At 38.6% G+C, this 25,517-nt stretch carries 20 protein-coding genes; 10 read left to right on the forward strand and 10 right to left on the reverse strand.

All coding sequences use genetic code 11. From position 1 onward, the window contains the following. The first annotated feature begins 17 nt into the window (after window positions 1–17). The 5 genes from H5087_RS05275 to H5087_RS05295 all read left to right on the forward strand — a co-directional run bounded on the left by H5087_RS05275 (window position 18) and on the right by H5087_RS05295 (window position 4,872). Window positions 18–461, forward strand: a complete 444-nt coding sequence (locus H5087_RS05275) for a DUF4426 domain-containing protein (protein WP_182671388.1) — start codon at window positions 18–20, stop codon at window positions 459–461. A gap of 4 nt (window positions 462–465) precedes the next feature. After that, the gene (locus tag H5087_RS05280; RefSeq protein ID WP_182671389.1) at window positions 466–1,065 is read left to right on the forward strand and encodes an XTP/dITP diphosphatase; all 600 of its coding nucleotides are present in this window, start codon (window positions 466–468) and stop codon (window positions 1,063–1,065) included. Next, window positions 1,062–2,198: a radical SAM family heme chaperone HemW gene (gene hemW, locus H5087_RS05285; RefSeq protein WP_002962575.1), complete on the forward strand. Its 1,137-nt coding sequence runs from the start codon at window positions 1,062–1,064 to the stop codon at window positions 2,196–2,198. Before H5087_RS05280 ends, hemW begins: the two co-directional genes overlap by 4 nt. Before the next feature lie 79 nt (window positions 2,199–2,277). Further along, window positions 2,278–4,113 carry a DUF885 family protein gene (locus tag H5087_RS05290; RefSeq protein WP_182671390.1) on the forward strand — a complete coding sequence of 612 codons (1,836 nt, stop codon included), beginning with the start codon at window positions 2,278–2,280 and terminating at the stop codon, window positions 4,111–4,113. Between the two features lie 90 nt (window positions 4,114–4,203). Further along, window positions 4,204–4,872 (forward strand): hypothetical protein, encoded by a 669-nt coding sequence (locus H5087_RS05295; protein ID WP_182671391.1) that lies wholly within the window; start codon window positions 4,204–4,206, stop codon window positions 4,870–4,872. On the opposite strand, the gene H5087_RS05300 is transcribed toward H5087_RS05295, so the two are convergent. Both H5087_RS05300 and H5087_RS05305 read right to left on the reverse strand, forming a co-directional pair. Beyond that, window positions 4,855–5,298 (reverse strand): hypothetical protein, encoded by a 444-nt coding sequence (locus H5087_RS05300; RefSeq protein ID WP_182671392.1) that lies wholly within the window; start codon window positions 5,296–5,298, stop codon window positions 4,855–4,857. The two genes, H5087_RS05295 and H5087_RS05300, sit on opposite strands and share 18 nt — an antisense overlap. Window positions 5,299–5,306: 8 nt before the next feature. Next, window positions 5,307–6,023: an SIMPL domain-containing protein gene (locus H5087_RS05305; RefSeq protein ID WP_182671393.1), complete on the reverse strand. Its 717-nt coding sequence runs from the start codon at window positions 6,021–6,023 to the stop codon at window positions 5,307–5,309. Window positions 6,024–6,137: 114 nt separating this feature from the next. On the opposite strand from H5087_RS05305, the gene H5087_RS05310 reads away from it, so the two are divergent. Next, window positions 6,138–8,807 carry a bifunctional acetate--CoA ligase family protein/GNAT family N-acetyltransferase gene (locus H5087_RS05310; protein ID WP_182671394.1) on the forward strand — a complete coding sequence of 890 codons (2,670 nt, stop codon included), beginning with the start codon at window positions 6,138–6,140 and terminating at the stop codon, window positions 8,805–8,807. After that, window positions 8,807–9,760 (forward strand): ion transporter, encoded by a 954-nt coding sequence (locus tag H5087_RS05315; protein ID WP_182671395.1) that lies wholly within the window; start codon window positions 8,807–8,809, stop codon window positions 9,758–9,760. The genes H5087_RS05310 and H5087_RS05315 overlap by 1 nt, the downstream gene beginning before the upstream one ends. A 16-nt stretch (window positions 9,761–9,776) precedes the next feature. Here H5087_RS05315 and H5087_RS05320 read toward each other — a convergent pair whose 3' ends face one another. The 3 genes from H5087_RS05320 to H5087_RS05330 are packed head-to-tail and all read right to left on the reverse strand — an operon-like array spanning window position 9,777 to window position 14,924. After that, the gene (locus H5087_RS05320) at window positions 9,777–14,279 is read right to left on the reverse strand and encodes an EAL domain-containing protein (protein ID WP_182671396.1); all 4,503 of its coding nucleotides are present in this window, start codon (window positions 14,277–14,279) and stop codon (window positions 9,777–9,779) included. Window positions 14,280–14,304: 25 nt separating this feature from the next. After that, entirely contained in the window at window positions 14,305–14,706 is a 402-nt protein-coding gene (locus H5087_RS05325) for a GNAT family N-acetyltransferase (protein ID WP_024596205.1), read from the reverse strand. A gap of 14 nt (window positions 14,707–14,720) precedes the next feature. Next, on the reverse strand, window positions 14,721–14,924 hold the full coding sequence (locus tag H5087_RS05330; protein WP_002962585.1) for a DUF3283 family protein: 204 nt from the start codon (window positions 14,922–14,924) through the stop codon (window positions 14,721–14,723). 119 nt (window positions 14,925–15,043) lie between these two features. Here H5087_RS05330 and H5087_RS05335 point away from each other — a divergent pair, with 119 nt between their 5' ends. Then, window positions 15,044–15,742: an ABC transporter substrate-binding protein gene (locus H5087_RS05335; RefSeq protein ID WP_182671397.1), complete on the forward strand. Its 699-nt coding sequence runs from the start codon at window positions 15,044–15,046 to the stop codon at window positions 15,740–15,742. Here H5087_RS05335 and H5087_RS05340 read toward each other — a convergent pair. Next, window positions 15,739–15,984, reverse strand: a complete 246-nt coding sequence (locus H5087_RS05340; protein WP_008170756.1) for a DUF1289 domain-containing protein — start codon at window positions 15,982–15,984, stop codon at window positions 15,739–15,741. The two genes, H5087_RS05335 and H5087_RS05340, sit on opposite strands and share 4 nt — an antisense overlap. Window positions 15,985–16,089: 105 nt before the next feature. Further along, window positions 16,090–17,223 carry a 1-acyl-sn-glycerol-3-phosphate acyltransferase gene (locus H5087_RS05345; RefSeq protein WP_154903727.1) on the reverse strand — a complete coding sequence of 378 codons (1,134 nt, stop codon included), beginning with the start codon at window positions 17,221–17,223 and terminating at the stop codon, window positions 16,090–16,092. 389 nt (window positions 17,224–17,612) lie between these two features. Between H5087_RS05345 and H5087_RS05350 the strand changes: the two genes are divergently transcribed. Continuing rightward, window positions 17,613–18,557, forward strand: coding sequence for a D-2-hydroxyacid dehydrogenase (locus H5087_RS05350; RefSeq protein WP_182671398.1), 945 nt, complete (start codon window positions 17,613–17,615; stop codon window positions 18,555–18,557). Window positions 18,558–18,742: 185 nt separating this feature from the next. Next, window positions 18,743–19,123: a DUF3192 domain-containing protein gene (locus H5087_RS05355; RefSeq protein WP_024596200.1), complete on the forward strand. Its 381-nt coding sequence runs from the start codon at window positions 18,743–18,745 to the stop codon at window positions 19,121–19,123. A 67-nt stretch (window positions 19,124–19,190) separates the two neighbouring features. On the opposite strand, the gene H5087_RS05360 is transcribed toward H5087_RS05355, so the two are convergent. From H5087_RS05360 to H5087_RS05370, 3 genes are read right to left on the reverse strand one after another with little or no spacing between them, the layout of a single operon-like run. Continuing rightward, window positions 19,191–20,090 (reverse strand): diguanylate cyclase, encoded by a 900-nt coding sequence (locus H5087_RS05360; protein ID WP_039488304.1) that lies wholly within the window; start codon window positions 20,088–20,090, stop codon window positions 19,191–19,193. Further along, window positions 20,074–23,883 carry a PAS domain-containing hybrid sensor histidine kinase/response regulator gene (locus tag H5087_RS05365; protein WP_182671399.1) on the reverse strand — a complete coding sequence of 1,270 codons (3,810 nt, stop codon included), beginning with the start codon at window positions 23,881–23,883 and terminating at the stop codon, window positions 20,074–20,076. Before H5087_RS05365 ends, H5087_RS05360 begins: the two co-directional genes overlap by 17 nt. A gap of 51 nt (window positions 23,884–23,934) precedes the next feature. Further along, window positions 23,935–25,332, reverse strand: a complete 1,398-nt coding sequence (locus H5087_RS05370) for a PhoH family protein (protein WP_182671400.1) — start codon at window positions 25,330–25,332, stop codon at window positions 23,935–23,937. Between the last annotated feature and the right edge of the window lie 185 nt (window positions 25,333–25,517).

Genomic DNA, 25,517 nt, shown 5'->3' on the forward strand with positions numbered 1-25,517 from the left:
GTTTTGAGGAATACATAATGAACCGTTTAATTAAGTTTTGTTTTATTGCTTATTTAGCATTTGCATTTAACGCGCAAAGCGAAGAAATGCAGGGCGCACAATACAAGGAGCTTGGCCCTTGGCAAGTCCATTACATCGCCTTTCCTTCTACTTTTATTCAGCCAAAAATAGCAAAAGCATACAACCTTGAGCGCAGTGGCTACAAAGGGGTTGTAAACATTTCTATATTAAAAAATGATGCCGATAAAACAGCACAAACGGCAAAGCTTACAGGCACAGCTAAAAACCTACTTGGCAACAAACAAACACTTACTTTTAAAGAAGTAAAAGAAGGTGAGTCAATTTATTACCTTGCCCAAGTTGATTACACCAACGAAGAGATTTTACGCTTTGAGATTGAGATACAACAAAATAATCAATTTCAAAAATTACAGTTTCAGCAAAAATTTTACGTAGATTAATAACATGACCAAAACTTTAGTACTTGCTACAGATAACCCTGGCAAAGTAAAAGAGCTAGCTAACATGCTAAGCTCTCTGAATATTAATGTAGTTCCACAGAGCGATTTTAACGTAGGTGAAGTTGCCGAAACCGGCACTACCTTTGTTGAAAATGCCATTATTAAAGCGCGCCATGCCGCTAAAATTACTGGTATGCCTGCTATTGCCGATGACTCAGGTTTAGAAGTTGATGGCTTAAATGGCGCGCCCGGTGTTTACTCAGCCCGTTTTGCAGGCCCAGGTGCCAGCGATCAAGATAACATTGATAAGTTACTTGTAGATTTAGGTGATAACCCTATTCGCAGTGCACGCTTTTGGTGTGTACTGGTGTTAATGCGCCACGCAGACGACCCTACTCCGCTTATTTGTAGTGCTAGTTGGGAGGGCGAAATTACGCTCACTCAAAATGGCAATGGTGGATTTGGTTACGATCCTGTGTTTTTTGTAGCAGAGAAAAATTGTACGAGTGCTGAGCTTACAAAAGAGCAAAAAAATGCAGTGAGTCATCGCGGACAAGCGCTGCAAAAATTATTACTAGAACTACAGCAAAAAGGCGGCCTGTGAACCTTCCACCACTGAGCTTATATGTGCACGTGCCTTGGTGCGTACAAAAATGCCCGTACTGCGATTTTAATAGCCACGGACAAAAAGGTGAAATACCTGAAGCTGAATATGTTCAACACTTAATTGATGACTTAAAAGCAGATTTGCACTTAGTGCAAGGACGTAAAATTCACAGCATTTTTATTGGTGGCGGCACTCCGAGCCTATTAACTGGTGCAGCTTATACCCGTTTATTAAATGAAGTCGACAACCTAATTGGGCTTGAAGAACACTGCGAAATAACCCTTGAAGCCAACCCTGGTACAGTAGAAACAGGTCGCTTTAAAGATTACGTAAAAGCAGGCATTAACCGTATTTCTATTGGCGTGCAAAGCATGCAAAACGACAAGTTAAAAGCACTTGGTCGGATTCATGGCAGTGACGAGGCAAACTATGCAGCGCAACAAGCTAAGGAAGCCGGTTTAAATAGCTTTAACCTTGATTTAATGCATGGCTTACCTGGGCAAACACTTGATGATGCACTGAGTGATTTAAAACAAATAATAGCGCTCGATCCACCGCATATATCTTGGTATCAACTAACTATTGAACCCAATACTCAGTTTGCTTCAAAACCCCCTACCTTGCCACAAGATGAAACACTGTGGGACATTCAAGAACAAGGGGTTGAGCTACTCGCGCAAGCAGGTTACGTGCAATACGAAATATCAGGCTATGCAAAACCGGGCTATCAATGCCAACATAACTTAAATTATTGGCGTTTTGGCGATTATCTCGGTATTGGCTGCGGCGCACATGGTAAGGTTACTGATGCAAATACAGGGCTTATAACGCGTACCGAAAAGGTTAAACATCCACGCGGCTATATGGATTTAATTAAACCGTATATGTATAAAAGCTGGCATGTAGAGCAAGACGATTTAGCGTTTGAATTTTTTATGAATCGCTTTCGCCTTGTTGAGCCTTGCCCAATTAATGATTTTAATAAACTAACAACACTGCCGCTGCAAAGTCAGCAAAGTGCATTAAACCAGGCAATAAATAAAGGTTTATTGACTCAAACAGACAGCCATTGGCAGGTAACCTTAAAAGGTCATCGCTTTTTAAATGACCTGCTAGAATTGTTTGTGTAGCGCTAAGGCACTGCACAACAATATAAAACTAATAAATATAAATCACCCTAATGGGTTTCTAACAACAAAAGGGAAAACAATGCGTAAACTCACTTTTATTGCGGCCGCAGTAAGCGTTGCACTACTTGCTGGTTGCCAGCAAACAACACAACAATCTACTTCAGCCCCTATTGCACAAGCAGTTCAATCACAACAAAGTGAAATAGACAAAGCCAATGCATTTTTTGAAGATACATTTAACCGCGATGTAATGAGCAGCCCTGTATATCAAACATACATGGGGATTAAGCAAGATTACGATAAATGGGACGATGGCAGCGAAGAAAGAAAGCTTAAAGATTTAGCACAAACAAAAGCTGACCTAGTTGCATTAAAAGCAATTAATCGTGATCTATTAGATGATGCAACAAAAGTTAGCTACGACTTAAAAAAACAGGATCTTGAAAGCTCAATTGCTGACTTTAAATGGCGCTACCATAATTACCCTGTGAACCAGATGTTTGGTACGCATTCTATGATCCCTGCGTTTTTAATTAATCAGCACTCAATTAGTAATGTAAAAGAAGCTAAAGACTACATTTCACGCCTAAATGGTGTAACTGGTGTTATTGATCAGCTTATCGTTGATTTAACTGTACGTGCAGAAAAAGGCATCATAGCCCCTAAATTTGTATTCCCGCATGTTATTGATTCAAGCAAAAACATTATTCACGGTGCACCGTTTGAAAAAGGCGATGATTCTACATTGCTTGCTGACTTTAAACGCAAAGTAACAGCGCTTGAAATTAGCCAAGACGAAAAAGACTCGTTAATCAGCGATGCATCAGATGCATTAAAATCGGCTGTTAAACCATCTTACTCTAAGCTAATTAATTACCTAGCGCAGCTTGAGAAACGTGCTGATGATCGCGATGGCGCATGGAAATTACCAGATGGCGAAGCGTTTTATAACAACGCACTTAAGCGCACTACAACAACAGATTTAACGGCTAAAGAAATTCATGCAATTGGTTTATCTGAAGTGACACGTATTCATGATGAAATGCGTGAAATTAAAGATAAAGTAGGCTTTAAAGGCGACTTAAAAGCGTTTATGCAGTTTATGAAAACTGACAAACAATTTTACTACCCTAATGATGCACAAGGTAAGCAACGCTACCTTGATGAAGCCACTGGACTTATTGATACAATGAAAACACGCTTAGATGAGTTATTCATTGTTAAACCAAAAGCTGATTTAAAAGTAAAAGCAGTTGAAGCATTCCGTGAAAAAGCAGCGGGCAAAGCATTTTACCAACAGCCAGCTCCAGATGGTTCACGCCCAGGTATTTACTACGCTAACCTTTATGACATGGAAGCTATGCCAACATATCAAATGGAAGCACTTGCTTACCACGAAGGTATTCCGGGTCACCACATGCAAATCGCTATTTCGCAAGAGCTAGAAGGCGTTCCTAAGTTCCGTAAATTTGGTGGTTACACAGCGTATATTGAAGGTTGGGGTTTATACTCAGAGTTCATTCCTAAAGAAATGGGCATGTACTCAGACCCTTACTCAGATTTTGGTCGTCTTTCAATGGAGCTATGGCGCGCATGTCGTCTAGTGGTTGATACGGGTATTCACGCGATGAAGTGGACTCGTCAAGAAGGTATTGATTACTACGTAAATAACACGCCTAATGCAACATCTGACGGTGTTAAAATGGTTGAGCGTCACATTGTAATGCCTTCACAAGCAACGGCTTATAAAGTGGGTATGCTTAAGATTTTAGAGCTTCGTGAAGACGCTAAAAAGCAACTGGGTGATAAGTTTGATATTCGCCAGTTCCACGACGTAGTACTTAAAAATGGTCCTGTACCACTAAATGTACTAGAGAACTTTGTTAATGAATGGGTAGCAAGCAAAAAAGCTTAAAACCAATTTAAACAATTGCTTTAAATATGAAAGGTCGCATTTGCGGCCTTTTTTGTTTTATAGTAGTAAAAAAAATTTTTGGAAATAATAATGGATTTAAGCATACAACTACTTAACGCGCGTATTTCAAAGCAACAGTTAAATGAGCTCGATAACGACTTTAAGCAGTTAAGCCCTGCTCAGCAAACTTTGCAGCTTAACCATTTATATGACAGCGCCCAACGATTGAGTGTTAAGTATGACTTTATGCAAAACATAGCAACGCGGATATTAAGCTCTAACACAGCGCCTTCTCCATTTATTAATCAACTCACTAATATTGACGCATTGAGCTTTTTTACCCCTGCGCTGAAAGTAAATAAAGGCTTTTTAGTACAAGATACACAAGAAAATAACGTACTGCACAATGTGTTTAAGCATGCCGATGCTACAAAGCTGCCATTTAACTATGTGCGCTCTTTGATGTTGTTTGAATCAAATGATGAGTTAGCTAAAGCGCTGGCGCAGCCCAACTCTCATGGCTTAACACCGGTTGCCTGCTACATAGCCTATGCAAATAAACCTAGCACACCGGTAAAGCATGAATTTTCAGCTTTGTTAGCATTAATGGAAATAGAGCAAAAACAAAACCCTAACGCAAAACAACAGCTTGCCAACGTAATAAAAGGGCAAAAAGTTAACGAGACCACAATTTTACTGAGCGCCGCTTACTTGCAACGCTCAACGGCGCAAGTTGCTCACTTAATCAAGGCGCTTTAATTCACTCACAACTTCTGTACGCACACTGTCTATGGCATGTGTAATAGATTGCGCAGCACTTTCGTGATCAACCATATTTGGCCAATTTGTTTGCCAGACCTTTTGTAAGTCTTTTGTTTTTAAATGTGCTTTATCAACGGCTAAGTAGCTTAAGTCATGAATTAAGTTAACTTTGACCCAGCCTTTTCTGGGGCTGCCATCTATTTTGTTATTATCGTAATGTGCTGCAAATACAATAAGCTCAAGCTCGGCTAGTTCTTGTAAAATTTGAAAGCTAGCAATGCGTGTATTGTTGTTATCTTCACTTGCCTCCATCCGCCATGCATTATAACTAAAGCCTATAAACGCAAATACTACGCTCGCTATAGCAGTAAAAAAATACGAACGGGGCGCCAGCACAAACTGACCATATTTAGACTCTGACATATTATTTCCTAGTCATTTAAGTAATATTCAACACTGGTTACCACTCTTATATTTTTTATTTGCGGTGTGTTTGAATCTCGATTACTGATACTAAATTGCCCTTGGCGAGCTGTTTTTATTTTGCCTAATTTTGAATTAGAGTCTTTAGCAAATTTATTAGCGACTTCACGCGCTTTTTCAGTTGCTTCTTGCACCATCGCAGGCTTTACGTCATTGAGGCCAGTAAAGATGTATTCAACTTTTGTTTCGTAGCTATCTTGCACTATTGCGATATCTTGTTTAGCAAGCTGGCTTACTTTACTCAGCGCGTTTTGCACTTTATCTGGCGCAGCAGAATAAACAATAATATTTGAGCGCACTATGTATCTAAATTGTTGATTTTCATTACTGTATTCACGTGCTTGCTTATCAATAACTGACTGGCTACCTATTGTTATTTCATCGTCGTCAAAACCATGGAGTTTTAAAAAAGCAGTTACCGCATCATTTTTTTTCTCAACTCGGCTTACTAATTTTTCAAGGTTATTGTCGGCATCACTAAATTGCAGAGGCCAAATTACCGTATCGGCTATTACTTCTCGCTCGGCCAATCCCTTAACCTGCACAGTACGTTCCATCCCTTTCACACTCAAAGCGGTACTTTTTAAAATAAACCCTAAGCTAATTAAGCCTATACTTAAACAAATAGCCGCTATAACAATGTAAAAACCGGGGTTTTTATTCACAATAATCTCCTTGATTGATATCAATAATAAGCATCGAGACGCTCGAAATAACACAGTAAACAGGGTACATTGAGACAATAAATAACGCAAAATTTAATCAGCCTAGGAAAAACCATGAGCCTTAAGCGTATAACCCAATTTTTTAACCCAAGCTCAGTGGCCATTATTGGCGCCTCTAACATATCAACTCGGGCTGGTTTTGTGGTTATGCGCAACTTACTTCAGGGCGGTTTTAAAGGGCCGATAATGCCTGTTACTCCAAGCCATAGCGCAGTACATGGCGTACTTGCTTACCCCTCTATTGCTGACTTACCAAAAGTACCTGACCTTGCTGTTATTTGTACTAACAAAAACACCTTAATTGATATTATTGAGCAGCTTGGAGAGCTTGGCTGTAAAACAGCTATTGTTATTGCCGATGGGCTGTCTGGGGAGCAAAAAAGCGCGCTTAAAGCATGCGCTCAAGCCAAGCAAGTTACTTTGCTTGGACCCAATTGCTTAGGCTTGCTGATCCCTCATATTGGGTTAAATGCGAGCTTTTCACATACCGTGGCAAGCCCAGGTAAAATAGCATTTGTATCGCAATCAGCAGCAGTATGCTCAACCATTTTAGATTGGGCTAAAAACAAAGAAATTGGCTTTTCATATTTTGTATCAGTAGGCGATTGCCTTGATATAAACTTCAATGAGCTACTCGACTTTTTAGGTCGTGATGCTAAAACAAAAGCTATTTTACTCTACATAGATAACATTGAAGATATTCGTGGCTTTATATCAGCAGCAAGAGCCGCGGCCTTTAGTAAACCTGTAATTGCGATTAAAACAGGTAAAACAACTGCAGGCGCACTTGCAGCCGAAATTCACACCGGCGGAAAGCAAAGCTCTGACGCTGTTTACGATGCGTTATTTCAACGAGCGGGTATGCTGCGTGTAAATGATTTACGAGAGCTATTTGCAGCGACACAAACACTCGCCATGCATCCAAAATTATTAAAAGTAGAACAACTGACAATTTTAACTAATGGTGGCGGCCCGGGTGTTATGGCTGTTGATGAGCTTATTCAAAGCTCCGGTAAATTAGCAGAACTAAGCATTGAAACCCGAAATGCGCTAAATAAAGTTATTCCGCAATCAGAAACCACCTCAAACCCTGTGGATATTTTTGGCGACTCAGCACCTGCGCGTTATAAGCAAGCATTAGAAATTTTACTGCACGCAAAAGAAGTTAAAAACTTACTGATTATCCATACTCCCTCAGCGCTTGCGCCCAGCGAAGACTACGCCAACATTATTGTAGAAACCTTACAAACATTACCTAAAATGGCACGCCCTTACGTTATAACTAACTTTATGGGTGAAGACGCATCTTACGCTGCCAGAAAAGTGTGCTCAAACAACGCAATACCCACTTATCGTACGCCTGAAGGGGCTGTTGGCGCATTTATGCACTTGGTAACGTATCGTCGTAACCAAAAGCATTTAACGCAAACACCTGAGTCGAACACTGATGACGCTAAAATAAATAAGGTGGCAGCTAGAACCCTTATTAATGAGTTTTTAGATGATGGACAAAGCTACTTACCTACCCATCAGGCAAGCCAAGTATTAAACCACTATGGTATTAAATGCATTCAAACTGAGGTCGCTTACACCCCAACAGAAGCCAAAGAGCAAGCCATTGAGCTTGGTTTTCCGGTCGCGCTGAAACTTATTAGCCCAAGTATTGCTTCGAAGTCTGAAGTAGGTGGTGTGGTACTTAACTTAAACGACGCCAACGAGGTTGAACAAACTGCTTTTGCGATGCTTATCCGTATTAAAAACACTTATCCGGATGCTGTTATTGAAGGGTTTTCATTACAAAAAATGGCGCCGCGAGCAGGCGCTAATGAGCTGCGAATTGCTATTAAAACCGAGCCTAATTTTGGCCCTGTTATATTATTAGGTGAAGCAGGCACTGGCCTTGAATATGCACAAGCCGCCGTTGCTCTACCTCCACTGAATATGAACTTAGCAAAGTATTTAATTGCTGCAGCGCACGACAAAGGCGTATTAAAGGAGCGCATACTCCCCGAAAAAGTTGATAAGTATCGTTTATGTGCACTGCTAACGCGTATTTCTCAGTTAGTTATTGATCAACCCGATATAAGCTCAATGGAACTAAATCCTATACTTGCCAGCAATGGGCAGTTTTTAGTTCTCGATGCCACTATGACACTTAACCGCTATCAAGCTCAGAGCAATCGTAAGCGCTTATCTATTCGTCCTTACCCTATTGACCTTGTTGAAGTGGTAACACTTAAAAATAACACTCAAGCTACGCTCAGACCGATAAAACCGGAAGATGAACAAGCTCATAAAGTATTTGACGAGTCACTTAACAAAGAAGACAGATATAAACGCTTTTTTGGCGAACTACCACAATTTAACCACGATCAACTCGCTAAAATGACGCAAATTGATTACGACCGTGAAATGGCGTTTATTGTTTGCCAACGCTTTGAAGGTAAAACTCGCACATTAGGTGTGTCTCGCGTCATTATGGACCCCGATAACCTGCATGCTGAGTTTGCCATTGTAGTACGCTCAGATTGCCAAGGTTTAGGGCTTGGTCGCATACTAATGAGTGCAGCAATTAACCACTGTAAACGTCAAGGTGTGGAATCGATTGAAGGCATAACCTTACCAGAGAATACAGGGATGATTGAGCTTGCCCGTAAGTTAGGTTTTAAAATTAGTCGCGACTTTGAAGAAGGCAGTATTAACATGGTACTTAAACTTAAATAATGAATGAACCACACACTTTAAGACAAAAAATGGCTTGCCTGTTTGAAGGTACAGGTCAATATCAACGTTCAGGGCATATTCTTGATATTGCGCTCATTAGCTTAATAATGATTAACGTTGTAGCCATTGTTATTGAGTCAATCCCAAGTGTGGTAGAGCAGTATTACAACGAATTCTTAGTTTTAGAAATTGTATCGGTCGCTATTTTTGCTATTGAATACTTAGCCAGGCTTTGGGCCTGTGTAGATAAAACACAATATGTAGCAATGGAAGGCTCAAACAGTAAACGCAGATTAAAGTATTTTTTATCACCACTTGCGTTAATCGACTTAATAGCGATTTTGCCAAGCTTAATGATGTTTTTATTTCCTCTCGATTTACGTTTTTTACGCATACTCAGATTATTAAGAGTATTTAAACTCACTCGCTACTCACGCGCCATGCAGCTACTTTTAAAAGCCTTTAACGATGAAGGTAGTTCATTAATGGCTGCTTTTTTTATAATGGCCGTTGTGCTTATTTTAGCTTCATGCGGAATTTATTTAATTGAGCACGATATACAACCCGATAAATTTGGCTCTATTCCTGCGGCTATGTGGTGGGCAATGGCAACACTGACGACCGTTGGTTATGGCGATGTAGTACCTATAACACCATTGGGTAAATTTTTCGGTGGCGTTATCACGCTACTGAGTATGGGTATGGTCGCTATTCCTACCGGATTACTCGCGTCTAGTTTTTCAGAACAGATACGTAAACGCCGTCAGTTTTTTGAAGACGCTGTGCACGAGTCAATTCAAGGTGGCACACTTAATGACACTCAACAAATACACCTAGAAGAGCTACGTCATAAGTTAGGCTTGAGTAAGCTAGAAGCTAATAAGGCCATTAAAACGCAGTTAAATGAGCATAACAGCCATATGTTTTGCAGGCACTGCGGTAAAAGACCCTAAATCAGTACGACTATTCTCAATTGAATATGTCACTCCAATCGCGATTAATAAGCGCGAGTACGTCGGTATTAGGTACCGGTTTACTAAATAAATACCCTTGGAAATGCTTGCACCCTCTCGCCTTTAAAAAAGCAAGTTGATGCGAGCTTTCTACGCCTTCAGCTACACACTCTTTGCCTAAACTATCAGCAAGGGCAAGTGTTGATTGGATAATAGCTTCATCGTCAGAATCTATGCCTATGTCTTGTACAAAGCTTCTATCTATTTTTAGTACATCAATAGGAAAACGTTTTAAATACGTAAGTGATGCGTAACCTGTACCAAAATCATCCATGTACAATCTACAACCCAACTTTTTAAGTTGTTCCATGCTATGCAGCGCTTCTTTTGAATCACGCATTAATATTGATTCGGTTATTTCAAAAACAATTGCCTCAGACGATACACCCGCTTTACTTAACGCTCTTCTAATTTCAGGAACAAGGTCTTTAAACTCAAAATCTAGTGCTGATAAGTTAATAGATAAATACAGGTTAGGTGAGGCTTTTCGCCACTCTTTTAACTCGAATAAAGCGCGCGCAAAGGTCTGCAGCATAATTTTTGTAATTAAGCCTATCCCCTCTGCAGCCAGCGAAAACTCTTGAGTTTGTACTAGTTTATTTTCGGGCCAACGCAGCAGCACTTCAAAGCCTTCTGTTTTTTGGCTCTTAGCATTAATAATAGGCTGATAGTAATTACAAAACTCTTCTTCTCGATACGCTCTAGTAAGCTGAGATTCAAGATGCAGCGCTCTTTGAACATGCTGGTTCATCTCTTGCTTATAAAACTGGTAGCGCCCTTCTAAAGAGTCTTTTGCATGATATAACGCTATGCTCGCAGCTTTTAAAAGTGCGGGGCCTTGCTCTGCGTCATCTGGCGATATCGACACACCAATACTTAAATTAACGTTTACAACTTGACCATTAATCGCAATATTTTGATTCACGCAATCCATCAACTTAGTACATATTATAAGTACTTGCTCTATCTGATGAATATCCTCTACTAACACAACAAACTCATCGCCACCAAATCGCGCAACACTATCCGATGGTCGCAAAGAGCACTTTAAGCGCTCAGCAACTTCTTTAATTAGCTCATCAGCCGCTTCGTGCCCTAATGAGTCATTAAAGTATTTAAAACGTTTAATATTGATATGTAACAAAGCCACTTTGCATCCATGCAGTTTTGCTTGTTCAAGGGCATGTTCAACGCGGTCATTAAATAATGTACGATTTGGCAGCCCAGTTAAGGCATCATAGTTGGCCAATAAGTGCAGCTCATTTTCAGCTGATTTTTGTGCGTTTATATCGGTTAAAATAATGACATAACTATTAAGGCGCTGCTCGTTATCGGCCACTGCACTTATTTTCACAAGTACATGACGCGATTCACCATTAGCTAGAACCACACTGTCTTCACACGAAAAATGCTCCCCAACAGATAGCTTTTGCATAATACGTAAATAATCAAAACGATTGCTGCGCGATATACCTAAATTTAAAGTCCGGCTAGATAACGACTCTGCGGAGAAATTAAAGGCGGTTTGCAGTGATTTATTAGAAGCCCGAATATTTAAGTTTTTATCGAGTATAAACACCCAATCACGTGTTTGCTCAAATGCTGCCGTAAATAGTAAAGCGTGTTCTTCAAACACCATCTCACGGGTCATATTTGTATAAGTACCCGCTACTTTTTGTGGAGTTTTATCATCCCACTCAACTACTTTTCCAAAGTCCTTATACCAGCGCCAATAGCCTTTTGCATGGCGCAGGCGGTAGGTACAATTAAAGTAACCTTTATCGGTAGATAAAAACTCAAGCCACTCTAAGCGAAATAGCTGTTTGTCCTGCGGATGAATTTTAGATAAATATTCATCAAGGCTTACAGTTTCATTTTCGTAGCTTAACTCACTGGCTAAGCGGGGTTGGTAAATGCTTGGGTTGCTCGACTCCCAATCCCAGACACCCGATTCGCTGCCTTCAAGTGCTAATTTTAAACGCGCTTCGCTTTCTTTACTTTCTTTATTTGCTGCCAATAAAATACGCTGAATTTTATTACGGCGCATAACCCACATAGCAACAAAACCAATAAACAGCATGGCGTAAAGCACCATAAAATAAGGTGCACGCCAAAGCGGATACTTTACTTTTATTTTTAAAATAGCAGGCGAGGTATATTCGCCAGTCAGGGGGTCTTTAGCCCAAACTTTTAATTGGTAATTACCTGGATTCAATTTTGGAAACAATACGCGGTTGTTATTTCGAGTATAACTTTTTTGTCCGTTATCGAGTTGATACTCATAAATAATGCGTTCTTGATTACTAAATGCCATAGCCGAAAATGCCACTTCAAGCCCAATATCATCATGGTTTAACACAACCTCGTTAAGAGGCTGTTTTAAATCAAGCGATAGTTCTCGTGACATTAAATCAACTCGCGTAATATTTACGTGATCAATAAGTGACTGGTAATTTTGGTTTTCCATTGGGTGAAAATAAGTAAAACCTTTTAAGCTACCATACGCAATATGGCCATCTTTAAGCTGTGCCATGGCGTTACTATTAAACTCAGCAGAGAGTAGCCCTTCTGACGTAGAAAATTGTTGAAAATGAAGTGTTTCTGGGTTTAATCGCCAAATGCCTTTATGGCTACTCATCCAGATCATGCCATCATCATCTAGCACCATATCGTAAAGCAATGTGCCTAATTTATTCTTCTCTAAATCGATTGTATGTACTAATTGATAAGTAGATGCGTCAAGGCCTATCAAGCCAAAATTAGAAAGTGATATCCACAATATATTGTTGTTATCAATTAAATAAGAAAGCACGCTAATGGCTACGTTTTCGTGCTGCTTTGGCACTTTGTAAATCAGTTTAAGTGCTAAATCACTTGGGTTTACTTGATATAAAATTCCAGCATTAAAAAATAGTGGTGAGTCTGGCTTATTGCTCAACGCGGGTAAAAAGCCATGAGCTAAAAAGGGTTCAAATTGGTCAAACTGGCCACCCAGACGCGTTATTACTTGAGAATCAATATTGTATATAAATACCCCATGATCTGAGTGCACAAAGTATAGATCGCCATTTGGCATGAGTGTAACGCCATGCACTCTACCAGTAATCAGCTCTTGATCAGCAGGGTTATGCACTTTTGGTTCGCTAACTTGATGCGTTACAGGGTCAAAAATAAATAAACCACGGTTTGTATAAAGCCATAAATTATCTTTATAGGGCGTTATTTCATATACGGTAAACTCAGTGGTGAGTAAGTCGACTTTGTAGTCTTTTAAATAAGCTTTACCAATATTTGTTTTTAAATCAACCTCGGTAATACCGTTATGCGTTGCAAGCCAAAGCTTGTCTTTATATTCGGTAATCCCCCAGATAGAGTGATGTGATAAACCATCCCCTCCGAGCAAAGTGCCATCGACATTATTAAAATGATAGCTGTCGTGAGATAAGTAAAACGCTCCATCAGTCTTAGTCGCAACCCATGTACCACCCGATTTATCTTTAGCCATATCAATAATACTGGTATCGGCAAGTGTGTACTTACTTTTGGCTATTCGAGTATTTTTAATCATCTCTTTTGTGTTTAAATCAAATTTAAACAAGCCTTTGTCGGTAGCTAAATCTATTGTTCCGTGTTCGTTTACTATGCTCCAAACATTTAAGTCACTTAGTAATACTTTACTTTTAAAAGGTAAATCTGGGCGTTCAAACATTTTTGATAAGTTACTAATATCAACTTCGTATAAGCCTTGTACCGCCCCTACTAACAACTGTTTATTTTCACCTAATGCGAACGACTTAACATTATTTTGGTAAATATGTTCAGCTTCACCTTTTAAATGCTGTAGAGGTCTAACTTGCTCGGTGGCAATATCAAATACGTATGCACCATGGCTTGTACCTATAAATATATAACCATTGTAGGCAAACAGCTTTCTCACAAGAGTATTTTTATATTTAGCCGGAAGCTCAAAAATAGTTGTTATTTTTCCGGTTGCTATATCAAGCTTTGCAAAATCGCGGCCTCGCCCAATCCAAAGTGTTTTTTTATCAACGGCCACCATACTAAAAACAGACTGATTGATAATTTCTTCTTCACTGGTCGGTTTTTCTAGAAATTGCTGATATGAATCTGTTACGGGGTCGTATCTAAATAGGCCTGCAAGTAAAGAGGCTATCCAAATGTGCCCTTGAGGGTCTTGGTAAATACGATCGATGATCGCCTCTTCTAACTCACCATTAGGGCCGTTTATTGGAATAACTTGATAGCCATCATAACGATTAAGCCCGGCCTCTGTCGAAAGCCAAAGGTAACCGTTAGTGTCTATAAGCATTGTATTAACGTAGCTTTGCGATAAGCCTTCGCTAGGAGATAAACGTTTTACTTGTGCCCCTACTTGGCAACTTAGAATAGTTATTAAAACTACAAAGCAACTAATGATCCCATTAACGTATTTACTCATGCTTATTCCATATTATTATTTATTATTATGGGTACTCTAGAGCGACTATATTTCGATGTTTGTAAGTATCAAAAAGTACTTGTAAAGCAAGAGTATATGTTAACACCTGGTTAAAACCAATAGCACAATACAAATCAGCTACGTTTTCATATGCGAAGGTCTTTATCTCTCTATTTTGCGACTTTAAGAGTGTTGAAAGCAATTGTTTTGCAATCCCTTTACCGCGATGTTCCAGCGCAACAAACATGGTAGATAAAAATAAAAACTCTGTTTTATCTTGTAACCTACATGCTGCCACTATTTCATTATTATAGTAAGTAACCCATACCTTATCTTGTTTATTAGCACGCCCTCTTACGCTGTGCTTTTTGTAGAATTTATTCACAAGTGGGGTTTTTAGTTCATTTAACACTTCAACTTTATACATTTTTATATCGATATTTAGCTAAGCATTAGCGCTAAATACTGTTCAAATTTTTGTTTCAAAACCATTTGCTCTGCCATTGGGCGGCTGTGGATTGTGTTGTAAACTTGCTCTCTCGTTTTTTTATTACGCTTAATTTGATACGCCCAAAAAGACGCTTCATAATCTAACTGAATTTGATATTTTTCTTCACGTGGTAATAGGCATAAATTAAAACTCACAATACTTCCTCATTCGCTTTTAAGATTATTTGATTCCCCCTCTAAACTGGGCAAGAGGTAATCTCCTTGTTATTATACGCGTCTTATTTTATTTATTTCTGTAGTAATTGGAACTGATAATGAATAGACATTTTAGTATCTTGTTATTATTGGTAAATTTATTTTTTAGTGCCTCTTGTTTTAGTCATCAATACAACCTCACTTTTAATCGTCCGCAAAGTACACCTCAAGCTGATTATGCCTTAGAGCTATTAAAGTTAGCATACGCAGATATCGGTTTTAAAATACATATAATCGATTTTAGTCACCAAAATGCTTTGCTCGCTGCAAATAATGGCGTACTTGATGGGCAGTTAGGAAGGGATGCAAGCATTGAAGAAAATTACGAAAACTTAATTAGAGTCGATTATGAGCTATTTAAGTTTGACTTAGTATTATATAAAAACTGTTTACCTAACAGTTTAGAACAGCTCGATAGCGTCGCAATTGTTGATGGCTACCCTGTGCAAGAACATTATTTAGCAGGCACACAGTTTGCAGGGAATATTATTAAAGTTAAAAGCATGAATACCCAACTTAATTTGCTTGCTCAGAAAAAAGTACAGGGAGCTCTAATGATTAACTTTATAATGCAAAACAATGAGCTCCCGTCACCTCAAGGCTGTTTTGTAAAAGAAGTACTGAGTACTTATCCGCTTTATCATTATTTAAATAAACGTAATGAAAACTTAGTAGAAAAGCTTAAAATGTCATTAATTAACCTAACTAACAATGGCACTGTGTACGCACTAAGAGCCAAATATGGATTAAGCTTTTAAAAGTCGAACCCTTGCTGCTGCGCCTGCGTGCTTGGCACTGCATTTTGCTGCTTTTTTTGAAGGTAGCGCTTGTAGCGCTGCTGGCACAAACTAAGCACCTTCTTTTTTTGGTCGTTCGATAAGGTATTCCACGAAAAGCGTTCATCCCGACTACGATAACACCCTTTGCAATATCCTCTGTTGTTAACTAAGCAAATACTTTTGCAAGGACTTGGAATATCAAATATTTCAATTTGTTGCATGCATAAGTACCGCCCAGTTGAAGAGGAGGTATTAGTATAGCGTTATTTTTGAGCAAAAAAAAAGCAGCAATTAAATTGCTGCTTAGTTTTGTTGAGCTGGGATTATTAATACTCACAGCTATTGGTATTTATCTCTGTTTTACGGTGAAATGGCTTAGCGTACATGGCCAGCACTAACGGTTTTAACTCTTCTGGTACACAGGCTAAACGCTGTTCAAACGTCGCTGTATCTGGAGAGTCTATTACCGCCTCTTTACAGCCACCAGCAATGTAATTACCTGGGTGCAAGTAAAACGAATCTACAATTTGCCTATCAATTGTTTTAGCAAGCTCTTCAGCACTATCACATTTAGATTCGATTGGTTGTCCAAATGCTAAATGCACATGCCCTTTAGCTGAACTAAAACCTTCAACAATACTGGCAATATCTTCACCCGCTGACTTAATATATTCACCATGATGCTGTTTATGATAAAGCTCTTTAGCCTTAGCAATTGCACACGGTTCATATTGATAAGAAATAGAAACAGGCACTATTTTTAACTCTTTAATATAATCGCCAAATTCTTTCTTTTGTTTACGTCCATTTAATTGCAACATTTTTAAAAGGGCAGGATCTGTTTGATCAAAACCGTCTTTTGCACGCCCTTCTTTTTGTGCAATCCAAATAGAATTTCCACCGATTAAAGAGTCATAGATATATGACGATAACTGGGTTAATGCTTTTAACATTTCTTTTGGTGCTTTAGCAGAGCGCTTAACAATAAAACTTTTATTTAAACGCATAAGCTCAGTAATGTAAGGTATTTGCAATAAATTATCGCCAATAGCAATACGCACTGTTTTCATTTTATGCTGATATAAACCCCAATTAACTAATGCAGGATCAAGCACTATGTCTCTGTGGTTTGAAATAAATAAATAGGCCTGATTAGCGTCTAACTGATCTAGCCCAGAAAAGGTAACTTTTGATGTGGTGCGCTTCACTAGTTTATCTAAGTATTGCGCCACTTCATTTTGCACATCTTCAACGGTGCTTACTTTGCCCCATTTTTTGCGTAACTGACTTCTTACCATTGGACGTGCAATAAAAGGCACTGCCGATAAAAAGCGCGGTAAATTATACTTTGCTATTACATCAATAAACGCATCATCGTTAATCAAACGTGTAAGCGACGCCGCAACTTCGTCGTCGTTGTATGGGCGTATATCTGCGTATTTATCTTCTAATTCACTCATTACTACATCTACAATGTTAAAAAACGGCACGCTAAAGCGCACCGTTTATGTCTATATCCGATTATAACTCAGCCAATCTAAAATGCGAAATAACCAAAAAAACGATTTTTTATTTTAGCAACTTGCTTTAAAGCCGAGTTTAATTACCTTCTATGACCATAGGCTTGCTTATAAGTGCAAAAAAACTGATCAGTCTAGCAAAATACCATGTTCTCAATCTGCTAGTGGGCAGACCACTACTACATAGCCCTCTAATCATTTGGTAGTAATACCATTAACAAAGCCTTTCTTTCGTAGTACCTTAAGCCCATATTTTAGATTTTTGATGGATCGTAAGCCTCTTTTTTACGATTTTAACTCTTTCAGATCCACTTATTTTAGGGCTCATAATGAACATTACTATTCTTGATAACGCAACGTTAGCTAAAACATCTCTTTCGTGTATAGAACAACTTGGTAAATTAACGACTTATGAACTTACCAGCCCAGAGCAAGTTATTGAGCATTGCCAAGGCGCTGATGTATTAATCACTAATAAAGCAGTTTTGAGTCGCGATACGATTAGTCAGCTAACACAGCTGAAATTAATTTGCGTAAGTGCAACCGGTACTAATAATGTTGATTTAGAAGCCGCTAAAGAATTTGGTATTGCCGTCACTAATGTAGCTGGCTACTCAACCCCTTCAGTTGTTCAACATACGTTTTCTTTAATTACTAACTTACTGGGTAACACCCACCGCTATCAGGCAGATTGCCAGCAAGGCGCATGGCAAAAAAGTGAAATGTTTTGCATACTCGATTACAGCTTTAACGACTTACAAGGTAAAACATTTGCCATTATAGGCGGCGGTACGCTAGGCAAAGGCGTTGCTAAAGTGGCTGAGGCATTTGGCGCTAATGTTATTGTTGCAGAGCGTAAAGGGGTTAAATGTCGTGATGGTCGTACGCCTTTTGAAGACGTCATTAAAACAGCCGATATAATCAGCGTACACTGCCCGCTTACAGATGAAACACGTGATTTAATTGCACTTAATGAGCTTAAAATGATGAAGCCAAGCGCTATAATTATTAATACAGCACGTGGTGGTATTATTAACGAAGCCGACTTAGCAACAGCGCTTAAGCAAAACCTAATTGCTGGAGCGGGTGTTGATGTACTAACTAAAGAACCTGCTGAAGCTTCAAATCCACTTGCTAATTACACAGGCAATAACTTATTACTTACTCCACATATTGCATGGGCAAGTACTGAATCTATTGTGCGTTTAATTAATGAAGTAAGTTTAAATATTGCGGCATTTACTAAAGGTGAATCACGCAACCGCTTGGTTTAATCATTTTATTGTAGTAATCAAATAAGCTAAAAAATGGCTGTTTTTACTAATATATTTAATATTTTATTAGATAAAAACAGCTTAACTCACTTAACAAACTGATTCATAACAACTTATTAATATGGTCTACTCTTTGCTTTAATACAGTTAATAACCAATTAAAAATCTTATTAAGGTAAATAAAAATGAAAAAATCACTTTTAGCAGCCGCTTTAATCGCTCCATTTTTAACAGGCTGTGTTATTGCCGTGTCAGATGGCGAAGCTGAGACTCATTGGGCAGGGAAAAACTCATCAAGCTGGCAAGCACAGCATAAAAATAATCGTGAAGTGATATCAGAGCTAAAAATGGATAGCAGCTACCAGTCTGTTTTAACGCAATTAAAAACGCCTAATTTCACTGAGCTATTAAAAAAAGATGACGATGTATACCAAGTACTTTTTTATGTAACGCATAGCAAGCATTCAGATTCAAAAACAACAAAAGATGAATGTACGCCACTAGTATTTAAAAATGATAAGTTAGTGGGCATTGGTGACACCGCTTTAGGTATGATCACGCAGTAACCAATAAAAAATGTTTGATACAAAAACGCCAATATATGAATATTGGCGTTTTTTGTATATTAAGTTTTTAGCGTGCGACTATTCTATCTCGTCCTGCGTCTTTAGCGGCATATAAGCCTAAATCGGCCTCTTCTAATAATGCTTGCTCAGCATACACTTTACCACTTTGTGTAGTGGCAATACCTATACTTATAGTGATGTGGTCTGCATTTAATGAAGCTTTATGTTCTATATTCAAAGCATTTACAGCATTGCGTAATTTATTAGCAAACTCCATTGCTTCATGCCTATCAATTCCTGGTAGCACAGCAGCAAATTCTTCTCCGCCATAACGAGCAATAAAGTCACTGCCACGTTCACATTGAGCCGCAAGTGCTTGCGCAACATTCTTTAAACACTCATCGCCAGCACGGTGTCCGTAGCAATCGTTGTAACGTTTAAAGTGGTCTATATCCATAAGTAACACCGATAGCGGTGTTCCACTTCGCTTGCTGCGGCGCCATTCTCGAGATAAGTTTTCATCAAGGTAGCGTCTATTTGGTATTTCAGTTAAGCCATCTATCGAAGCTAGCATTTCTAGCAAATCATTTTTTTGCTTTATGAGGAGTTGGTTGCGCACTCTAACGCGAACAATAGAAGGACTAAATGGCTTGGTTATGTAGTCCATTGCACCGAGCTCTAAGCCCTTTGCTTCATCATCATGGCTACGATTGGCTGATATAAATATAATAGGAATAGACTGAGTTATTGGGTTTTCTTTAAGCTCCACAAGTACTTGATAGCCGTCAATTCCAGGCATAATTACATCAAGGATTATTAAATCAACTTGCGCTGTTTTTACAAAGGTCAGTGCTTTTTCACCACTTTCAACCAAGAACACGTCGTGTTCTGCTTTGAGTGTTTTTTCAAGTACTAATCTGTTGATTGGATCATCATCCACAATAAGTACTTTAGCTCTTTTCGACATCCCTAACCCCTAGCCCTTTTATAAAAACAATTACCTGTTCTAGCTGTATAATAAGCTCTTGTAGTGTAATCTCAATAGGCTTATTAGTTGTTTTAAGCGTTCTTTCACACAATAAAGCACAATGTGATAATCGTCTAAAACCTAAATTACCTGCTACACCCTTGATACTATGCACTAAACGTACCAAATCATCCTTATTGGTTGTTTCTTCTAGTTGCGATAGCTGGGTTTTACACAAGCTAGCAAACTTATCAATCATTGTATTAAGTAGCTTTTCATCCATACTAAACTGCGTTAAAGCAAATGATTTTTCAAAAAAGCTTGGTTTAACTAAGTTTAAATCAGCAATTGCATCAATAAGTACTTTAGCAACAACCGGTTTAGTTAAATGTTTATTCATGCCGCACTTTAAAGAACGTTCTACATCAGCAGGTTCACAATGAGCCGTTAAAGCAAAAATAGGCAGTTGCTTTGCGTCAAACTGTTGACGAATCAAAGCGGTTGCTTGACAGCCATCTATTTTCGGCATTTGCACATCCATCAATATTAAGTCAGGCTTCAAAACTTGCAATAATTCCATACCAATTGATGCGCTTAAAGCCGTAACAACATTTACGTTTGCTTGGCGCAGAACACTGCTAATTATTTCTAAGTTAAGCTGATTATCATCAATGGCTAATACAAGTAGACCCGATATATCAGCTTTACTTTGAGTTGCACTGTGTACTGCGGCACTTGTATTAACTATAGGCTTTTGCTGAGAGTTCAAACTAAATAGCCTTTGCCCTAATGCCGATGCTTTAACGTGATGCGCAGCTAAATGCTCGCTTGTCGGTAAATTAAGTGTGTGCTGATGATTAATAATAATTACCGATGTTTCTTTAGCTGATAACGAATCATTAATCGCTTCAACATTTAAAAGTGCAGGTAAGTCAGCTGCATCAATTATTATTTTTTGAGTATTAGAGAGCTTAATTGGGTATTTTAGTACCTCATCTAAATTAATATTAGCAAGTTCGTTATATGCATTTGTCACCTGCTTAAGCTCTTTACTTTGATCAGATAAAATAGCCAATGTATTAGTCGGTAACACTGTGTTTTTAGTGGTATCAACTAAAAAGCTAATACTGAAATAAAATTCGCTGCCGTGGCCTTTTTTACTCTTTAAAGCAATCTCCCCACCCATTAACGATACTGCATGTTTAACAATAGCTAAACCTAGCCCAACCCCTTGGTGTATGCGGGTTGAAGATTCATCACCTTGAGTAAAAGCATCAAATAAGCGACTTTGATCAGCTTCATCTATACCCATGCCAGTATCGATTACTTTAAAGCAAATATGCTGTTGCTCTAGGCTATCGCTTTCAATAAGTTCCATTTTTAAAGTAATGGAACCTGTTTTTGTAAACTTAACGGCATTAGTTAATAAGTTACCTAATATTTGCTGCAAACGTATACTGTCGCATATCAAATCAGGTGCTATTAGCGGGTCAATATCAATAACAAATTCAATACCTTTTCCTTCGCACAATGGAGCCGTTAAGCTTTCACAAATATCCACCAGCTCAACCATGCTAAAAGACGCTTGTTTTAAATCGGTTTGCGAACCTTCAATACGTGCAAAATCAAGCATTCTATTAAGCATTAATAACAAGCTTTGTGCTGCATGCTTAGCTTGATCTGTTTGTTGTAATTGCTTTTGCGTTAAGCCTTGCTCTATTAACATATCAAGCAACCCTAAAACAGCGTTCAAAGGGGTACGTATTTCATGACTTAAATTGGCTATAAAGCGGCTTTTAGCTAGGGTTGCTCGTTCGGCATCTAGTTTTGATTTAGTTAATGCACTCACATCCTGAATGTGTATAACATAATAAGCTGGATCGCGGTTTTCATCCCAGACAAGCGATACACTTAGTTGCAACCAGCTTGTTAAGCCCCCTTGAGCAAGCGTTAAATGGTATACGCGTTTTTTGTCATCTAGCAATTGCGCTAAAGTGCTTTTTATTTGCTTCCATTGGGAGTCATCAAATAATGCTTTCAACTGCTCCCCAACTAGTACTGGCTGATCAGAAAACTGCTTTCTTGCTGCTTTATTTACTTGCAATATGGTGTGTTCAAGCGAGAGTAAAACCACGCAGTTAGCCGCAAATTCAATTGCACTTCTAAATTTAGATTCAGATGATTTTAAGGCCAATAATGTTTGTTGCTGCTCGGTAATATCGCGACCAATGCCCATGGTTCCTAACAGGTGTTGGTGCTCGTTATAAAAAGGTGCAATAGTAAGTTGATACGATTTTGTATCGGTTTCTATTCGCTGTTCAACACTATTTCTGTTTTGTAATACTTGTTTTTCAAGCGCATTTATTTGCTGATCATTGTCACCTAAATCATCTACATATTTACCAACTAATGCAGTTTGATCTTTACCGATGTACGCCTCAAATGCTTTATTGCATCCTAAGAATGAACCATCAATATTTTTAAAGTAAATAAGGTCTGGCACACTGTTAAGCATAGTGTTGAGCAAAGCTAAGTGGCGCTCTTTCGCTTCGTAACTGCGGCTTAGTTTTTCTGATTGCAGCTGAACTAGGTCGTCCAGAGCTTTATTTGCACTTTGTAATGAATCAACTAACTGTTTGTTTTTAGTAAATACCCGCTTCACTTTAGAAAACCAAGGTTGCCAGCTCAGTGGTACTTTGTAATTTAGCTGCTCTTCTTGTTGTGTACCGTTACTCTCAAGATATGACATTAAGTGAGTCATCGGCTTTATAAAAATGCGCTGACTTAACCAAAAAAACACGCCAAACATAATACTTAAAAATAGCGTTAAAAAAGTAAACTCTAGTAATATCTCATACTTAATTGAGCTTATTAATTGGGGTTTGTGCTCGTAAAATGCTGCGTGAATAGGTAACTCATCCATAGGCTGCATAAAGTAATTACTATCACTAGTTAATACTGTTTTTTGACTCTGATAATTGGCCAAGTCTGGCCAATAATTTTTTAACGCAGTCGCTTGCTCTATTATCTGTTTAGAGCTGGCGATAATTTGATGCGATTGGTTCATAAAAACGTATTCACCACTGTTCGGTGACACCTTTTTTAACCACCCAGAAATTGCTTGAACATCATAAATTAAAATAATGTAATCGGCTGAGTCAGTGCTTCGTTGTCGACCAATAGCAAAATACGAATTGTCATTCACTTTAACAATAGGGCTTGAAGTAAGTTTGTTTTGCGCAAATTTTGGCTTAAATTTTCCATTTAAAATTTCAGTAAGCATTAAACTTTGGCTTTTGTTGTGCCTGCTTACATAAGCAAAACCATTATCATCAACATACGCTACAGCAGATAATGACTGCATTAACGCAAGCGTTGTATTAAACGAAGGCCCTAATGTAATAGCCTGCTGCCACTGCATTAATGCCTTAGCAGATAACGCAAACTCACCTTTACCTACAATTTCCGTACTTTGATCAATAAAATGACGATAATAGTAACCATCATATTGATTTATGCCTTCGAGCAAATCTTGATTTATTTTGGGATAAGTCACTTGCTCGTATAAGTTAAACATGGTGGTAAGTAGATTACTCACCGAGTCCATCCCGTGAGTAACCTGTGCTGAAACATTTGTAAAGTCAGCTTGGCGTTTTTCAACCGTCCGCTCAAGCTTTATATTATATAAGTGCAAGCACAGTAAAAAAGCGACAATCAATGGCACTAACAGCGCAATAAATAATGAACGATAATAATGCTTCAGAGGTAAAAAATTCAATGTACTGCCTGCCATTTGGCTCGAAAATCAATCGATAGACTATCGAGCCAATTTGTTAAGCGCAAGTTATAAATTTTCTTCTGCAAACGACGCTAAGCGACTACGCACAACACCGTTGAGGTTTATTGTTGCGCTGCCTTCAAAGTTTTTAAAGCGCTCTACTATGTACGTCAAGCCCGATGTTACTGGCGTTAAATAGTTACTATCTATTTGCGCCAAGTTACCTGTACAAATTAATTTAGTACCTTCGCCGCAGCGAGTAATAATCGTTTTAAGCTGAGATGCCGTTAAATTTTGGCTCTCATCTAAAATTACCACTGCATTTTGAATGCTACGCCCGCGCATAAAGTTAACCGATTTAAACTGTACATTAGCCTTCTCCATTATGTAATTTCGACTCGATATTGGATTTTCGTCGCCTTTGTGCAATACCTCCAGCGTATCAGTGATAGCTGCAAGCCATGGCGCCATTTTTTCCTCCTCCGTGCCTGGTAAAAAGCCTATAGACTCTGCTATTTCTGGCGTATTACGGGTAACTATTACTTTATCGTAAATACCTTTTTCGATGACCATTTCAAGGGCGCTGGCAAGTGCTAACAAGGTTTTACCACACCCTGCTGGTCCTGTTAAAATAACAAGCTCAATACTTGTATCCAGTAGTGCATCTAATGCCATCCCTTGATAAATATTTTTGGGCTTAACGCCCCATGCTTGTTGATGCATTAAACGCTCAACACCAATATCTTTGAGCGTTATGTGCTCGTCATCGTAGCATTTAACACGCGCCGCAAACTGATCCCCTCCATCAAGTAAATATTCATTACAAAATACATCAGGTATTAAGTTTTTAGGCACATGATGAAACGTATCGCGTCCGTGTTGCTGCGTATTACACTCCCCTACATGATCCCAAAAATCCCCTTCAATTTTTTTATAACCACTAGTGAGCAAGCTTATATCGTCAATAAGTTGATCGGTGCGGTAATCCTCAACATATTTAAGCCCGGCGCCTTTGGCCTTTAAACGCATGTTTATGTCTTTTGTAACAAGTATTACTTTTGAATCACTGTGCTGCTTTTGTAAGTACACGGCGCAATTGATAATACGATGGTCGTTTTCGTTACCAGGTAAACCAGAAATGGAGTCGGCAAATAAATGATCATTTACAATAATGAGGGTACCGGCAGAGCTCGCTTTTGCCTTTTTGTTACTCGGCAGCGCCACGCCTTGTAGCATTTGTTCGGGCGTTGCATTTTTAAGTACTTCATCTAATCCACGAATAGCGACGCGCGCATCACGGCTTACGTCGTGTTTTCTGTCTTTTATATGGTCAAGCTCTTCAAGCACCGTCATCGGAATTACAACGTCATGCTCTTGAAAAGACAAATAAGCGAGTGGTTCGTGAAGTAGTACGTTGGTATCTAGCACATACATTTTACTTTCAAGGTTCGAAGCTTTTTCCATAGCACTTTCCTTACGTTTTATGATTTTTATGCTATACCAAAATAACTAAGTAAAACGGGCAAAACTTAAACCTGCAATACTTAATTGCCAAGGCATAATGTAAGTTTAGTCTATTTGTCATAAAAGTCCGTTTTATTACAAACTGTAATTAGTTTTGATTTACCTAAAAAAGAGTCATAAACAAG

It is taken from the genome of Pseudoalteromonas sp. SR43-7 (assembly GCF_014163785.1).
GTDB lineage: Bacteria > Pseudomonadota > Gammaproteobacteria > Enterobacterales > Alteromonadaceae > Pseudoalteromonas > Pseudoalteromonas distincta.

Coding starts and splice junctions, on each gene's coding strand:
- H5087_RS05275 (WP_182671388.1), top strand. CDS start 18: ATGAACCGTTTAATTAAGTTTTGTTTTATTGCTTATTTAGCATTTGCA.
- H5087_RS05280 (WP_182671389.1), top strand. CDS start 466: ATGACCAAAACTTTAGTACTTGCTACAGATAACCCTGGCAAAGTAAAA.
- H5087_RS05290 (WP_182671390.1), top strand. CDS start 2,278: ATGCGTAAACTCACTTTTATTGCGGCCGCAGTAAGCGTTGCACTACTT.
- H5087_RS05295 (WP_182671391.1), top strand. CDS start 4,204: ATGGATTTAAGCATACAACTACTTAACGCGCGTATTTCAAAGCAACAG.
- H5087_RS05300 (WP_182671392.1), bottom strand. CDS start 5,298: ATGTCAGAGTCTAAATATGGTCAGTTTGTGCTGGCGCCCCGTTCGTAT.
- H5087_RS05310 (WP_182671394.1), top strand. CDS start 6,138: ATGAGCCTTAAGCGTATAACCCAATTTTTTAACCCAAGCTCAGTGGCC.
- H5087_RS05315 (WP_182671395.1), top strand. CDS start 8,807: ATGAATGAACCACACACTTTAAGACAAAAAATGGCTTGCCTGTTTGAA.
- H5087_RS05320 (WP_182671396.1), bottom strand. CDS start 14,279: ATGAGTAAATACGTTAATGGGATCATTAGTTGCTTTGTAGTTTTAATA.
- H5087_RS05325 (WP_024596205.1), bottom strand. CDS start 14,706: ATGTATAAAGTTGAAGTGTTAAATGAACTAAAAACCCCACTTGTGAAT.
- H5087_RS05335 (WP_182671397.1), top strand. CDS start 15,044: ATGAATAGACATTTTAGTATCTTGTTATTATTGGTAAATTTATTTTTT.
- H5087_RS05340 (WP_008170756.1), bottom strand. CDS start 15,984: ATGCAACAAATTGAAATATTTGATATTCCAAGTCCTTGCAAAAGTATT.
- H5087_RS05345 (WP_154903727.1), bottom strand. CDS start 17,223: ATGAGTGAATTAGAAGATAAATACGCAGATATACGCCCATACAACGAC.
- H5087_RS05350 (WP_182671398.1), top strand. CDS start 17,613: ATGAACATTACTATTCTTGATAACGCAACGTTAGCTAAAACATCTCTT.
- H5087_RS05355 (WP_024596200.1), top strand. CDS start 18,743: ATGAAAAAATCACTTTTAGCAGCCGCTTTAATCGCTCCATTTTTAACA.
- H5087_RS05360 (WP_039488304.1), bottom strand. CDS start 20,090: ATGTCGAAAAGAGCTAAAGTACTTATTGTGGATGATGATCCAATCAAC.
- H5087_RS05365 (WP_182671399.1), bottom strand. CDS start 23,883: ATGGCAGGCAGTACATTGAATTTTTTACCTCTGAAGCATTATTATCGT.
- H5087_RS05370 (WP_182671400.1), bottom strand. CDS start 25,332: ATGGAAAAAGCTTCGAACCTTGAAAGTAAAATGTATGTGCTAGATACC.